Below are 14,127 nucleotides of genomic sequence, written 5' to 3' on the forward strand. Positions count from 1 at the left end.
GGATCGCCCCCGCGGTGACCGTGCGCGTCCAGGTGGCGCAGCCGAAGCCGCCCGAGGTCACCGCCGTCGTGACGGACCGCTTCCTCACCTCGGCGCGGCTGTCCACTTGCCCGTCCGCCGGCCCGTCCGCGTATCCGTCCTCTTGTCCATGGGGACCTCCTCCGTTCGCTCGCCGCGGTGTCGGTCACCGCGGAACTGCGACCAGTCCACGGCACCCGGTGGCACGGATGAAGGATCCGCTCATCCACTGACTCGCAGTCCGTGGCTGCGGTCGTCCGGGCCTGCGACGATGCGTGGACCGGCGTACAGAGCGCGGCGGACTTCAGGGAGGGGCTTCTTCATGGAACAGTCGGTGGACCGCGCCCAGTTGGGTGCCTTCCTGCGGGCCCGTCGGGAGGCGCTGCAGCCGGAGGACGTGGGGCTGCGGCGCGGATCGCGGCGCCGCACGCGCGGGTTGCGCAGGGAGGAGGTGGCCGAACTGTGCGACATGTCCGCGGACTACGTCGCCCGGCTGGAACGCGGGGACGGGCCGCAGCCCTCGCCGCAGATGGCGGCCGCCGTCGCCCGCGGTCTGCGCCTGACGCCGGACGAGCGCGATCACCTGTTCCTGCTGTGCGGGCACCGCGCACCGCACCGGCAGCTGCGTGGTGAGCACGTCAGTCCGGGGCTGATGCGGGTCGTGGACCGGCTGCAGGACACGCCGGCACAGGTGATGGGCCCGCTCGGCGAGACCCTGCTGCAGACGGCGCCAGCCGTGGCCCTGCTCGGGGAGCAGACCCACTACACCGGTCAGGCGCGCAGTGCCCCCTACCGCTGGTTCACCGACCCGGCCGCGCGCGAGCGCTACCTCCCCGACGACCACGGTCTCAACAGCCGGGTGAACGTCGCCCTCCTGCGAGCCGCCTCCACGCGGGAAGGACCCCGGTCGCAGGCCGCCCGCCTGGTGGCCGAACTCCTGCGCCGCAGCGGCGAGTTCGCGTCCCTGTGGGATCAGCAGGAGGTCGGCCTGCGCTGGAGCGACGCCAAACGGTTCGTCCACCCGCAGGTCGGCCGCATCGACCTGTTCTGCCAGAACCTGCTGGACCCCGACCAGTCCCAGTCCCTGCTCATCTTCACCGCGACGCCGGGCACCGAGAGCCACGAGAAGCTGGCCCTGCTGAACGTCGTGGGCACGGACACCTTTCCCGTCGGCTGACGGCGGTGGGGCCGGGTCGACCGCGCAGGGCGTCCCGTGTCCGGACACGACAGGGCGGCCTGACCCCTCCCCCGAATACCGGGGGTCAGACCGCCGCTCCGGTGTGCGGCTCAGGCCGGCTGGGCGTCCGGTACCGCCGTGAGCCAGGGCAGCGCCCCGCGGTCGCTGGCGCCGAGCCGGGCGTACGCGCTGTAGAGGTGGTTGCCCACCGTGCGGATGGACAGGGTGAGTTGCTCCGCAATCTGACGGTTGCTCAGGCCCGCGGCCGCCAGGGTGACGATCTGCCGCTGGCGGGCGGTGAGTTCACCGAGGACCAGGCCGGACAGGGCCGGGGTGCGGGCACCCTGGCAGCGGCGGGCGAGGGCGACGGCACGGGTGCGTGAGGTGCGCGCGGCGCGCGGGTCGCGGTGGGCCCGTACCGCCTGGGCGTGCGCCTCTGCGGCGAACAGCAGCAGGCCGCGCCGCTCCAGCGCCTCGGCGGCCCGGTCCAGGTCGGGTCCGTCGCCGCGGGCGAGCGCGTCGGCGTGCAGGGCGAGGACACCGTCGGCGGGCAGCCGGTCGACGACCGCCTCCGGGGCGCCGAGACGAACGGCCTCGTACAGTTCGTACGAGTCTCCCGCTCCGATCGTCTCGAGCGCCCCGTCGACGTCCCCCCCGGACACCGCCAGCCACACGGCCGCGCCGCCCCCGAGCGGTCCCCCGGCGGCCGTGCAAGCGGTGCCCGTCTCCCCCGACTGGGCGGTGGCCAGGGCGAGTTCGGTACGGCAGGACAGGTCTCCCCCGTCGTCCCGCAGTCCCTCCCTCGCCCAGGCCGCCGCCTCGCGCAGCTCCCCCCGGAGCCGCGCATACCGGGCGCGTACGGCGGCGTACCCCGCCGGCACCGACGCGCCCTCCTCGACCAGCCACTCCCCCACCGGCGTGGCCGTGGTCCTGACGTCCGCCCGCTCGATCCGCCCGGTCAGCTCGGCGGCCTCGGCGTCGAGGGCCGGCCGCCACTGCTCGGGTCGCCGGGCCAGCCGGCGTGCCCGCAGCCGGCCGGCCGCGGCGCGCAGCACCGGGCCGTACAGGGGATGCGCGAGGCGGACGGTGGTGAGGCCGACGGGAGTTCCCCGGTGCTCGTCGATGCGCACCAGGCCGTCGGCCTCCAGGTGTTCGAGGACATGGAGGTCGAAGGCATCCGTGTCCTGCTCCAACGGCTCGCCGAAGGCCAGGCGTTGGAGGGTCTCGCGTTCGTCCCCGTGCGGCCGGTCCAGCACGCGCGCGGCGCGCTCGCGGACTGTCGTCGTGACCGGCAGCGGGCCGCGCCAGGACCAACTCTCCGTGTCCGGGCGGCGGTTGAGCAGCCCACGCTCGCGCACCGCGTCGACCAGGTCGCGCAGCAGGCGCAGGTCGCCGCCGCAGAGGCGGAGCAGTCGGTTGAGGGTGAGCGGCTCCAGGTCCGCGCCGAGGCCGGCCGCGAGGAGCTGTTCGGTGTCCTCGCGGGGCAGCGGTTCCAGGAGGAGGCGGGGCAGCAACTCGCCCGTCCACAGGCGGGAGATCGCGCCGGGTACCGGTGTGCCGTCGGCCGCGACGACCACCAGTCGGGTGCGGCCGTGTACGGCGAGCTGGTGCACGAGGGCGGCCGAGGCGTCGTCGAGCAGGTGGGCGTCGTCGACCAGCAACAACCGTATGCCGGAGAGGAGTTGGACCGCCCGGTGCAGGGAGACCGTCTCGGGCAGGAGGTGCGCGAACGCGGCGAAGGAGAGGTGGCGGGTCTCGGGAGTGCCGGCCGCCCTGGCCCGGTCGCTGCCCCGCAGTGCCTCGGTGACGAGCCGGGTCTTGCCCGAGCCCGCGGGGCCGGTGACCACGATGCCGTGGTGGCTCGCGGTCAGGGACCGGCGGATCAGCTCGAGCTCGTCCTCTCGTCCGGTGAACGGCCAGGGCAGTTCAAGGGTCTTCGCGTCGCGTTCGAAAGTCGTCACGGGAGTATGAGCGCGAGTACTCAGTCCTGATACAGGGCGACTTGAGTAGACCCCGACTCAGGCGCCTGTGACCTGGTTCGGGGCAGGCTGTGCGCATGACCGGACGCTACTGCTCCCTCGCGCAGCAGTCGGCCCCCGCCTTCGCGGCAGGGCTGACCGCCGAGCGGCGCAGTGCGCTCATCTCGGGCAACCGGATGTGGGTCAACGGCACGGTCCTGCACTACTGCTTCTTCGACGGCGAGGGCGACGCCTCCGTGATCCCCGTCCCGGGCACCGGGGCGGTGCGGCGGGTGTCGTGGGTCGGCGCCAAGGAGCAGCGGGACGTGGTGCGCGAGTGCTTCCAGGAGTGGCGGGATCTCGGACTCGGCGTGTCCTTCGTCGAGGTCGCGGACCGCACGGAGGCCGAGGTGCGCATCGGGTTCCAGCTCGGCGACGGCTCGTGGTCGACAGTGGGCCGGGACGCGCTGCAGGTCGGCGTGAACGACCGCACGATGAACTTCGGTTGGGACCTGACCGCGCCCGGGGAGCGCGGGACGGCCCTGCACGAGATCGGGCACGCCCTCGGGATGCTGCACGAGCACCAGAGCCCGTTCGCCGGGATCCACTGGGACGACGAGGCCGTCTACGCCGATCTGGCGGGCTCGCCGAACTTCTGGAGCCGGGACAAGACGTTCTTCAACATCCTGCGCAAGCTGGACCCGGACGAGGTCAACGGCTCCGTCTGGGACCCGCAGTCGATCATGGAGTATCCGTTCTCGGGCGGGCTGATCCTGGAGCCGGAGCAGTTCCGGGCGGGTCTGAATCCGCCGGGTTCGCTGTCGCCGGCCGACAAGGAGTTCGTGCTGCGCTGGTATCCGCCGGCCGATCCGCCGCAGCCGCCCGCGCTGGTGCCCTTCCGTTCGGCGCCGCTGGGTCTGGGCCCTGGCGAGCAGGCGGACTTCGTGATCGATCCGCCGGAGACCCGCGAATACACCGTGGGCACCTTCGGCGACAGTGACACCGTCGTCGTGGTCTTCGAGGAACGGGACGAGGAGCCCCGCTACCTGACCGGCCGCGACGACGGCGGAACACCGCACAACGCCACCATCAGGGCCCGTCTCGTCAAGGGCCGCCGCTACTACGTCCGTGTGCGTCTGTACTCGGCCTGGGGACCGGGACAGACAGCGGTCATGTGCTGGTAGCAGCACGGAGAACCGCACCACTCGGGCGTGCTGGACCACCTGTCCGGCGCCGGGGGAGCGGTCGGGCAACGGTCGCCTTCGGGGGAGGGAGACCGTTGCCCGGCCACGCCACATGTCCCGGAAGCGGCCGTGATCACCGTCGAACGGTCCGCCCGTCAGTCGCGAAGATACGTCTGCCTCAGCGCCCCAACTCCACTGGCCGCGCGGGGTCCTTGGACCACTCCTCCAGCGAACCGTCGTAGAGCGACACGTCCGTTCGGCCGAGCAGGGTGAGGGCGAGGGCCGCGCCCGCCGCCGCGATGCCGCCGCCGCAGTAGAGGACGACGGGTGACTCCGCGGTGTCGAGCACCGCGCCGACCTTCGCGGCGAGTTCGGCGGGCGGCAGGACACGGGCATCGGCGTCGAGGAGGTCGCGGCCGGGGAGGCTGCGGCTGGCGGGGATGTGCCCGCGGCGGCTGTAGCGGGTGGGCACGGAACCGTCGTAGCCGCCGGTGGGCAGGGCACAGACCAGCACGCCGGGGCGTTCGCCGCGGCTGATCGAGGCCACCTCTTCGATGCCGGTCCACAGATCGGGGCGCGGGGCGGGAGTGACGGGCACGACATCCGGCGCCGGCGGTGTGTCGTCGCCGATGGCGAGCGGGCGACCCGCCGCCTCCCAGGCCGCGAGGCCGCCGTCGAGCACCGCCACCGGTACGGAGATCGCGCGGAGCATCCACCACAGTCGGGCCGCCCAGATCCCGCCACCCGTGTCGTACGTCACCACCGCACTCCCCCGCCCCACACCGAGCCGGGCCAGCGCGGCAGCGAGGGCGTCGGGCGAGGGCACGGCGAAGTGGTACGGCGCGTCGTGATCGGCGAAGTCCCCGGTCAGGTCGGCGTGGCGCGAGCCGGGCAGATGGCGCTCCGCCCAGCTCCCGCGTCCGCTCGCGTACCGGTAGTCGCCGTCGTGGCGCGGTGAGGGCAGCAGGCAGGTGGCGTCGAGGACGACCAGCCGCGGGTCGTCGACATGGTCGGCCAGCCAGGCGTCGTCGACCAGGGGGCCGGGCAGCAGGGAGGTCATGGCGGCCGATGGTACGCCGGTGCGGCCACCCCTGTGACCTGGGCGTCTTGTCCCTCGGTCAGCCTCGTCCCACATTTTGGAACGCGCTTGCACAGGATCCGGGAGCTGCGGTTATGGTTTCGGCCATCTACGCGGGAGCCCCTACCCGGTTGGGCTGAGAGGGCGTCTGGGACCGGCTCGTCGAGCACGGTCCCCATGGGGACGCCGACCGCACCTATCGCGCCTTCGGGCGCCCCGCGTAGGAGTTCACGTGTACGCAGCAGTCGAGCCGATGCCTGTGCCTCCGGCGGCCAACGCCCTGGCATGGGGCTCCTGTTGTCGTCCGGGAGCTTGTCGCCACGGAGCCTGTTGTCACGGTTCTTGTTGTCACGGGTCCCGCTGACACCTCCGCGCCTTCCCCGCCTGCCCCGCCTTTCACCGCGCCGACGCGCGCCGCCTTCGGAGTACCTCCATGCCGCACATCCGGGTCATGCTCGACTATTTCCACCCGTGGCCGAATTCAGCCGGTCTGTACGTCTCTCGTGCCCGTGACTGGTACGCCGAAGCCGGTCTGGACGTCGAGCTGGTGGTGCAGGATCCGGGGCGTGGCGACACGTTGGAGTACCTGGCGCGGGGCGAGGTGGACTTCGGGATCTTCCCGCCGAACCGGCTCCTCGCCCGCCGCGCCGAGCACGCGCAGCCGCTGATCGCGGTGGCGGCCGTCAACCACCGCGGCCTGGAGGCGGTGCAGACCACGACCTCCACCGGCATCACCCGCCCGCGCGACCTCGCGGGCCGCCGGCTCGCCTACAACCCGACCCCGCGCGGCCGGGCCATGGTCAGGCACCTGGTCGCGGCCGACGGCGGCGACCCGGACGCCGTGATCACCGTCGACGCGGGCGCCCGCGAGCTGACCGTGGACGACATCGAGGCGGGCGAGGCCGACGCCACCTTCGGCAACTACTGGTCCTGGGACGCACTGCGCGGCGACCTGCCCGAGGAGCGGCGCCTGACCTGGCCCGTCGACGAGATAGGCGCACCGCGCTACCACAGCTATCTGCTGGGCACGAGCGAGCGGCTGCTCGACCAACAGCCTTCCCTGGTACGGGACTTCCTCGCCGTCACGGCCCGCGGCTACGCGGCGGCGGCCGCGCGGCCCGAGGGCACCCTGGAACTCCTTGAGCGGGTCATCCCGTACTTCCCGCGCCCGCTGATCGCACGGTCGCTCGCACTGATCGCCCCCACCTGGACGGACCAGGAAGGGCGTTGGGGCGTGATCGACCCGCACCGCATGGGCCCTTACGCGCACTGGCTCGCGGAGAACGGCGCGCTCGCGCACGACCGGGACTGGGACCGGTCCTTCACCAACGGCCTGCTGGACGTGGCCGCGTGAGCGTCCGGATCTGCCAGGCGGGGACGCTGACCCGGCGTCTCGCCGTCGACTTCATGCGGGTGGGCAGCGCGCTGTGTCGGGCTCTACCGCCCCGCCACGCCCGACTCCCCTCCGTGTGAAGGACCCTGCCATGCACCGCCGTACCGCTCTGTCCGCCCTGTCCGCGATAGCCGCGAGTTCCCTGCTCGCCGTCACCGGGTGCTCGGCGGACACGTCCACCGCCACCAAGGACGGCACCACGACCGTCACCCTCGCGCTCGACTGGACCCCGAACACCAACCACACCGGGATCTATGTGGCGTTGCAGAAGGGCTGGTTCAAGGACGCCGGGATCGATCTGAAGATCGTGCCCTACGGGTCGACCGCGCCCGAGACGCTGATCGCGAACCACAAGGCCGACTTCGGGATCTCCTACCAGGAGGGCGTGACGACCGCGCGGGCGGCCGGCCAGGACATCACCTCCGTGTACGCGGTGACGCAGAAGACGAACGTGACCATCGCCGTCAAGGCCGACCGGGACGACATCGCCTCGCCCAAGGACCTGGACGGCAAGACGTACGCCGGTTTCGGCGCCCCCTACGAGAAGCCGCTGCTGCAGAAGGTCATCCAGAACGCGGGCGGCCAGGGCGACTTCAAGCAGATCACCCTCAACACCTCGGCGTACGCGGCCCTTTACGCGGGCAAGGCGGACTTCGCCATGCCGATGCCGACCTGGGAGGGCCTGGAGGCGGAGCTGAGCGGCAAGCCGCTGAAGAACTTCCAGCTCTCCGACTACGGGTTCCCGGAGATCTACTCGACGCTGGTGGCGTCCTCGGACCAGTACCTGAAGAAGAACCCGGCGGTGGCGAAGAAGTTCCTGGCCGCCGTCGACAAGGGCTACCGGTACGCCGCCGACCATCCCGACCAGGCGGCCGATCTGCTGGTCGCGGCCAACAAGAGCGTGCTCACCAACACCGAACTGGTGAAGAAGAGCGAGGAGTTGCTCGCCAAGGAGTACTACCGGGGCGCGGACGGCTCGATCGGCACACAGAGCGCGGCACGGTGGAAGGCGTTCGCGGACTTCGGGTACCGGGCGGGTCTGCTGGTCGACGCCAACGGCAAGAAGCTGACCTCGGCCCCCGACGCCTCCACCTTCTTCACCGACGCCTACCTCCCGGCCGCCAAGTGAGAGCCCTGCTGCGGTCGTTGTGGCCGCCCCTGCTGCTCCTGGCCGTCGTGATCGGCGGCTGGCAGCTGTACGTGTCCGTCGCCGGAGTCGATCCGACCACCCTGCCGAGTCCCGCCCGGGTGGTGACCCAAGGCTGGGCCAACCGCGAGGAGTTGTGGGCGCAGACCCTGCCCACCCTCCAGGAGACCCTGCTCGGTTTCGCGCTCTCCTTCGTGGCGGCCTGGTCGGTCGCCGTCCTGCTGGACTTCTCCTCGGCGGCCCGGCGGGGCCTGTATCCGCTGCTGGTCGCCTCGCAGACGATCCCGATCGTCGCGGTCGCTCCCCTGCTGATCATCTGGTTCGGCTTCGGGCTGCTGCCGAAGATGCTGGTCGTCACCCTGACGACGTTCTTCCCGCTGGCGGCGAACCTGGCCGCCGGCTTCGCCGCGACCGACACCGAGGCGATGCGGCTGCTGCGCTCGCTCGGCGCGGGCCGGTGGCGGGCGTTCCGGCTGGTCCGGGTCCCGAGCGCGATGCCGTACTTCTTCGCGGGGCTGCGGGTGAGCATCACCTACGCCGTGGTCGGCGCGGTGTTCGCCGAGTACGCGGGCGCCGAGGCGGGACTGGGGATCTACATGCAGGCGCAGAAGAGCGCGTTCCGCACGGATCTGGTGTTCGCGGCGGTGGGGGTGACGGCGGCGCTGAGCATCGCGCTGTTCGGGGCCACGTATCTGTTGCAGCGGCTGGTGCTGCCGTGGGAGCGGTCGCTCAAGGAGGCGAAGTCGTGAGCAGCGTGCGCATCGCGGGTGTGGGCAAGTCCTTCGGGCCGCTTGAGGTGTTGAGGGATCTCGAACTCGCCGTGGAACCGGGCGAGTTCGCGGCAGTGATCGGCCCGAGCGGCAGCGGCAAGAGCACGCTGTTCAACCTGGTCTCCGGGCTCGACCGGCCCACCTCCGGGCAGGTGCTGGTGGAGGGCGAGCCGGCCGGCGTGAAGTCCGGCAAGGTCGCCTACATGCCGCAGAAGGACCTCCTGTTCCCCTGGCGAACAGTGCTGGACAACACGGCGCTGGGGCTGGAGGCAGAAGGGGTACGGAATAAGGAAGCGCGGGCGCGGGCCGACGCACTCTTCGCCGACTTCGGGCTCGACGGCTTCCAGAAGGCGTACCCCGCCCAGCTCAGCGGCGGTATGCGGCAGCGGGCGGCGCTGCTGCGCACGGTCGTCCTCGGACGGCCTGTCCTGCTGCTGGACGAGCCGTTCGGCGCGCTCGACTCCCTCACCCGGACCGAGATGCAGCTGTGGCTGTCCGACATGTGGCAGCGCCACCGCTGGACGGTCGTCCTGGTCACCCACGACATCCGGGAGGCGGTACTGCTCGCGGACACCGTGCACGTCCTCTCCCCGCGCCCCGCCACGGTGGTCGACCGCGTCGAGGTACCGCTCCCCCGCCCGCGCGGCGCCGACGACTTCACGGCACCCGAGTTCGCGGCGACCGAGCGCCGGATCCTGGACTCCCTGCGGGGCACAACGGCGTTGAGGACACCGTGAGTTCACACCTGGCGCACGGCCTTGGCACCGAGCCGGTCCGCCCCGACTGGGCCCCGCTGACCGACGCGGAGGTCACCCAAGTGGTCGGCCCGGCGCGGGTGGTGTGGCGCAGCCCGCGTCCCCTTTCGGCGGCGGCCGTCGTCGAGCGCGACGGGCGACGCCTGTTCGTGAAACGGCACCACGTCTCCGTACGAACCCTCGACGGGCTCTCGGAGGAGCACGCGTTCCTGCGCCATCTGCGGGAGCACGGCGCGCCCGTGGTGAAGGTGCTGGACGCGGTGGCGCGCGGTGAGTGGACGTACGAGGTGCACTCGGCCGGAGTCGGCACCGATCTGTATCGGGACGCGCTGTCCTGGTCGCCGTTCCGGTCCACCGCGCACGCGCGAGCGGCGGGCGAGGCGCTGGCCCGGCTCCACCTGGCCGCAGCCGGCTTCGACGCTCCACGCCGTCAAGTGCAGCCGCTGGTCGCGTCGTTCACGGTGTTCGCCGACGACGACCCGACGGCTGCGCTGGACCGGTACGTGTCCGAGCGCCCCCATCTGGCCGCTGCCCTAAGGGAGTTCCCCTGGCGCGAGGACACGCACCGCGTCCTGCTCCCCCTCCACGAACGCCTGGCTCCCCACCTTCCGGACCTCACCCCGCTCTGGACCCACAACGACTGGCACGCCTCCAACCTCCTCTGGGACGAGGCCGGTCGGGTCTCCACCGTCCTGGACTTCGGCATGAGCGACCGCACGACCGCCGTGCACGACCTGGCCACGGCGATCGAGCGCAACGCGGTGCAGTGGCTGCACCCCGACCGCCCGGTCCGCGAGGCCGACGCCGTCGCCCTCCTCGGCGGCTACCGGTCCGTACGGCCCCTCACCCCCGCCGAGTCGGCAGCGCTCCCGGAGCTACTGCCGCTCGTGCACGCGGAGTTCGCCCTCTCCGAGCTGGGCTACTTCCACGGCGTCACCCGGTCCGCGGAGAACTCCCGTCTGGCGTACGAGTACTACGTCGGGCACGCCGAGTGGTTCGCCGGAGCGTCGGGCCGACGACTCCTGGACCTTCTCAGGAGCTGTGCCCCCGCCGACGCCACTCCTGTGCCAGCAGCTCGTACGAACGCACCCGGTCCGCGTGGTCGTGGGTGATCGTAGTGATGAGCAACTCGTCGGCGCCGGTGGCCTCTTGGAGTTGTTCCAGCAGGTCGGCCACCCGGCCCGGCGAGCCGACGAACTGGGTGTCGAGGCGGTCCTGGACCAGTTCCCTGTCCTCGTCGGTCCACGTGTGCGTGCGGGCCTCCTCGGGGGTCGGGAACGCGATCGCGCCCTCGGCCGTGCGGATGCTGCGGACCCAGAGGCCGTACCCGGTGGCGAGTTCGCGGGCGGTGGTGTCGTCCTCGGCGACCACGACGTCCGCGGAGACACTGACGTGGGGTTTCTCAAGGTGGTCGGAGGGCTGGAAGTGGGCGCGGTAGCCGTCCACCGCCTCCAGGACTGTGGCGGGGCTGACGTGGTAGTTGGCGGCGAAGCGCAGGCCTCGGGCGCCCGCGACCTCGGCGCTCTGGCCACCGCTGCTGCCCAGGATCCACAGCTCCAACTCCGCGCCCTCGCCGGGCACTACGTGCGCCTCGACGCCCTCCGGGGAACGGTAGGTGCCGGCCAGCAGGGCGAGGATGTCGTCGATCTGCTCGGCGTAGTCCTGGGATTCGGCGCCCGGCAGCAGGAGCAGCTTGCGTTGCAGGGCGATGCGGGGTGAGCCGAGGAGGCGTTCGAAGGAGAAGCGGGGCGGGATGAGCAGGCCGTTCGGGGCGCGTCCGTCGACGACGGGTGTGGCCGTCGGCCCGGTGGGCCGCTCCCCCGGCGGGCGTCCGCCCGAGCGGCCGAGGCCCAGGTCGAAGCGGCCGGGGTGCAGCGCGTCGATCAGCCCGAACTCCTCCACCGTCGACAGCGCGGTGCGGTGGCCGAGTTGAACGGCTCCGGAGCCGAGACGGATGGTGGAGGTGACGGCGGCGGTCAGGGCCAGGACGACCGCCGGGGAGGTGCCCGCGACCCCGGGGTTGAGGTGGTGCTCGGCGAACCAGTAGCGGGCGTAGCCGAGTTGTTCGGTCTGTCGGGCCAGGTCGATGGAATTGCGCAGGGCGTCGGCGGCGGTCGAGCCCGACGAGATCGGAACCAGGTCGAGGACGCCGAGGGGGATGTCAGACACGGGTCGGCTCCTCGCTGCCGACCGATGGTGTCGGCAGGACCGGGCCCCAGTCGAAGGGCGGGTCCGGGATGTCCGTGCGCAGGACCGGGGCGACCGCCGACTGGAAGAGTTCGAGCGAGTCCCGGTGCTGGGCGTCGGACAGGCCGCTCGCGTCCGCGTGCAGATGGACCACCGTGTGCCCGAACTGCTCGTGGTAGCGGTGCACTTTGTCGATGACCTGCTGCGGGCTGCCGATCAGGGCCGAGCTGCGCTCGACATAGTCCTCCAGGGTCTCGAAGACGACGGGCAGGCCCGCCTGCTTGAAGAAGGCCAGGTTGGACTCGAAGATCGGCCGGTACGCGGCCAACGCCTCCTGGGATGTGGGCGTGACGAGGACGCCCGCCGTGCCGGCGCCGATCGCGATGTCGGCCGGGTCGTGGCCGTAGTGCTCCCAGCGCTCGCGGTAGTAGCGGATCAACTCGGCATACGGCTCTATGGGGTTGGTGACGTTCGCCGAGAACAACGGGTCGCCGTAACGGGCGGCGAGGTCGACCGACTCCTTGCTGGTCGCGCTGCCGTGCCAGACCCGGACCGGCTTCTGGTACGGCCGCGGCCACACCTCGGCGTTCTCCAGCGGCGGGCGGAAGCGGGTCGCCGCCGTCACCTTGTCCTGCCGCCAGATCCGCCGGAACACCTCGTAGCTCTCGGCGTTGCGGTCCCACTGGTCCTCGGGCGTGACCTGGAACAGGTCCCGCTGGGCGGCGCCGTTGCCCTTGCCGATGATCAGGTCGAGACGCCCGTTCGAGAGGTGGTCGAGGGTCGCGTAGTCCTCGTACGCCCGGACCGGATCCAGCAGGCTGAGGGTCGTGACGGCGGTGAACAGGCGGATCCGCTTGGTCAGGGCGGCCACATGGCTCAGCACGACGGTCGGGGAGGAGGAGATGAACGGCCGCTCGTGCCGCTCCCCCACCCCGAAGCCGTCGAAGCCCAACTCCTCGGCGAGCAGGGCGTTGTCGAGCACCTCGCGGAACCGCTCGTGGGTCGGTTTCAGCACCCCGGTGACCGGGTCGGGGCGGTGGACGATCAGCGTGATCGCGAGGAACTTCACGACGCGGCCCGCTCGGCCGCCGCCTCGTCCGGGTGAGCGAGACCGAGTTGGTGGCGCAGGGTCGGGCCCTCGTACTCGGTGCGGAACACGCCCTGTTCCTGGAGCAGCGGGACGACCTTGTCGGCGAAGTCGTCTAGGCCGGTCGGGGTGATGTGCGGGACGAGGATGAAGCCGTCGCTGGCGTCGGCCTGCACGTACTCGTTGATGGTCCTGGCGACGGTCTCCGGGGAGCCGATGAAGTTCTGCCGGTTGCCCGTCTCGATGACGAGGTCGCGGATGGACCAGTTGTTGGCGGCGGCCAGCTCGCGCCACTCGCGGGCGGTGGCCAGCGGGTCGCGGTACATCCGCACCTGGGCGCGGCCCTTGGAGATGTGGTTCTCCCCGAGGTCGGGATCGATCTCAGGCAGCGGGCCTTCGGGGTCGTACGAGGACAAGTCCCGGTTCCAGACGAACTCCAGGTGCTTGATGGCGGTGGCGCCGCTGACCTGCTGGCGGCGCACCTCCTTCGCCAGTACCTCCGCCTCGGCGTCGGTGTCGGCGAGGACGAAGCTCGCGGCGGGCAGGATCAGCAACTCGTCATGCCGGCGGCCGTACTTGGCGAGGCGGTTCTTGACGTCGGTGTAGAAGGCCTGCCCCGGTTCCAGCTGCGCGTAGCGGCTGAAGATGGCGTCGGCGGAGGAGGCGGCGAACTCGCGTCCGTCGTCGGAGTCGCCGGCCTGGAAGATGACCGGGCGGCCCTGCGGGGAGCGCGGGACGTTGAACTGGCCGTGGATGTCGAAGTGTTGGCCGTCGTGGACGAAGGAACCGGCCTTCGCGTCCCGCAGGAAGGTGCCGCTCGCCTGGTCGGCGACTATCTCGTCGCCGTGCCACGAGTCGAAGAGCTCGTTCGTCGTGGCCAGGAACTCCTTGGCGCGGGAGTACCGCTCCTCCTGCGGCAGGAAGCCGCCCCGCCGGAAGTTCTCGCCGGTGAAGGCGTCCCAGGAGGTGACGACGTTCCACGCGGACCGGCCGCCGGAGAGGTGATCCAGGCTGGCGAACTGTCGGGCCACCTCATAGGGCTCGTTGAAGGTGGAGTTGATGGTGCCGGTCAGGCCGAGGTGCTCGGTGACGGCGGCGAGCGCGGCCAGCACGGTGAAGGTGTCGGGGCGGCCGACGACGTCCAAGTCGTAGATCTTCCCGCCTTGTTCGCGCAGGCGGAGTCCTTCGGCGAGGAACAGGAAGTCGAACTTGGCGCGTTCGGCGGTCTGCGCGAAGTGCACGAAGGAGCTGAACTCGATGTGACTGCCGGCCTTGGGGTCGCTCCACACCGTGGTGTTGTTGACGCCCGGGAAGTGCGCGGCCAGATGGATCTGCTTCAGCGGCTTGCTCATGGGTGCGGTCGGTCCTTCCGG

Annotated in this window: 12 protein-coding genes; 7 read left to right on the forward strand and 5 right to left on the reverse strand. The window is 71.5% G+C overall.

Annotated elements, in window-relative coordinates:
* Positions 1 to 340 precede the first annotated feature (340 nt).
* Positions 341 to 1,195: a helix-turn-helix transcriptional regulator gene (locus ACWDR3_RS21420; protein ID WP_450354098.1), complete on the forward strand. Its 855-nt coding sequence runs from the start codon at positions 341 to 343 to the stop codon at positions 1,193 to 1,195.
* A gap of 110 nt (positions 1,196 to 1,305) precedes the next feature.
* Here ACWDR3_RS21420 and ACWDR3_RS21425 read toward each other — a convergent pair whose 3' ends face one another.
* Positions 1,306 to 3,156, reverse strand: a complete 1,851-nt coding sequence (locus tag ACWDR3_RS21425; protein ID WP_450354099.1) for a LuxR family transcriptional regulator AbsR2 — start codon at positions 3,154 to 3,156, stop codon at positions 1,306 to 1,308.
* A 95-nt stretch (positions 3,157 to 3,251) separates the two neighbouring features.
* Here ACWDR3_RS21425 and absR1 point away from each other — a divergent pair, with 95 nt between their 5' ends.
* Positions 3,252 to 4,337 carry a beta-glucuronidase AbsR1 gene (absR1, locus tag ACWDR3_RS21430; RefSeq protein ID WP_450354100.1) on the forward strand — a complete coding sequence of 362 codons (1,086 nt, stop codon included), beginning with the start codon at positions 3,252 to 3,254 and terminating at the stop codon, positions 4,335 to 4,337.
* Between the two features lie 178 nt (positions 4,338 to 4,515).
* On the opposite strand, the gene ACWDR3_RS21435 is transcribed toward absR1, so the two are convergent.
* The gene (locus ACWDR3_RS21435; protein WP_450354101.1) at positions 4,516 to 5,397 is read right to left on the reverse strand and encodes a sulfurtransferase; all 882 of its coding nucleotides are present in this window, start codon (positions 5,395 to 5,397) and stop codon (positions 4,516 to 4,518) included.
* 451 nt (positions 5,398 to 5,848) lie between these two features.
* Here ACWDR3_RS21435 and ACWDR3_RS21440 point away from each other — a divergent pair, with 451 nt between their 5' ends.
* From ACWDR3_RS21440 to ACWDR3_RS21460, 5 genes are all read left to right on the forward strand, one after another.
* Positions 5,849 to 6,769, forward strand: a complete 921-nt coding sequence (locus ACWDR3_RS21440; RefSeq protein ID WP_450354102.1) for an ABC transporter substrate-binding protein — start codon at positions 5,849 to 5,851, stop codon at positions 6,767 to 6,769.
* Between the two features lie 130 nt (positions 6,770 to 6,899).
* On the forward strand, positions 6,900 to 7,937 hold the full coding sequence (locus ACWDR3_RS21445) for an ABC transporter substrate-binding protein (RefSeq protein WP_450354103.1): 1,038 nt from the start codon (positions 6,900 to 6,902) through the stop codon (positions 7,935 to 7,937).
* Positions 7,934 to 8,704 carry an ABC transporter permease gene (locus ACWDR3_RS21450; protein ID WP_450354104.1) on the forward strand — a complete coding sequence of 257 codons (771 nt, stop codon included), beginning with the start codon at positions 7,934 to 7,936 and terminating at the stop codon, positions 8,702 to 8,704. Before ACWDR3_RS21445 ends, ACWDR3_RS21450 begins: the two co-directional genes overlap by 4 nt.
* Positions 8,701 to 9,462: an ABC transporter ATP-binding protein gene (locus ACWDR3_RS21455; protein ID WP_450354105.1), complete on the forward strand. Its 762-nt coding sequence runs from the start codon at positions 8,701 to 8,703 to the stop codon at positions 9,460 to 9,462. The genes ACWDR3_RS21450 and ACWDR3_RS21455 overlap by 4 nt, the downstream gene beginning before the upstream one ends.
* A complete protein-coding gene (locus ACWDR3_RS21460; protein ID WP_450354106.1) occupies positions 9,459 to 10,592 on the forward strand; it encodes a phosphotransferase enzyme family protein in 1,134 nt (377 codons plus the stop codon). The genes ACWDR3_RS21455 and ACWDR3_RS21460 overlap by 4 nt, the downstream gene beginning before the upstream one ends.
* On the opposite strand, the gene ACWDR3_RS21465 is transcribed toward ACWDR3_RS21460, so the two are convergent.
* The 3 genes from ACWDR3_RS21465 to ACWDR3_RS21475 are packed head-to-tail and all read right to left on the reverse strand — an operon-like array spanning position 10,513 to position 14,106.
* Positions 10,513 to 11,649, reverse strand: coding sequence for an LLM class flavin-dependent oxidoreductase (locus ACWDR3_RS21465; RefSeq protein ID WP_450354107.1), 1,137 nt, complete (start codon positions 11,647 to 11,649; stop codon positions 10,513 to 10,515). The genes ACWDR3_RS21460 and ACWDR3_RS21465 overlap by 80 nt on opposite strands.
* On the reverse strand, positions 11,642 to 12,736 hold the full coding sequence (locus ACWDR3_RS21470) for an LLM class flavin-dependent oxidoreductase (protein ID WP_450354108.1): 1,095 nt from the start codon (positions 12,734 to 12,736) through the stop codon (positions 11,642 to 11,644). The genes ACWDR3_RS21465 and ACWDR3_RS21470 overlap by 8 nt, the downstream gene beginning before the upstream one ends.
* Positions 12,733 to 14,106 (reverse strand): NtaA/DmoA family FMN-dependent monooxygenase, encoded by a 1,374-nt coding sequence (locus tag ACWDR3_RS21475; RefSeq protein WP_450354109.1) that lies wholly within the window; start codon positions 14,104 to 14,106, stop codon positions 12,733 to 12,735. Before ACWDR3_RS21475 ends, ACWDR3_RS21470 begins: the two co-directional genes overlap by 4 nt.
* Between the last annotated feature and the right edge of the window lie 21 nt (positions 14,107 to 14,127).

The organism is Streptomyces sp. NPDC001002 (genome assembly GCF_053599215.1).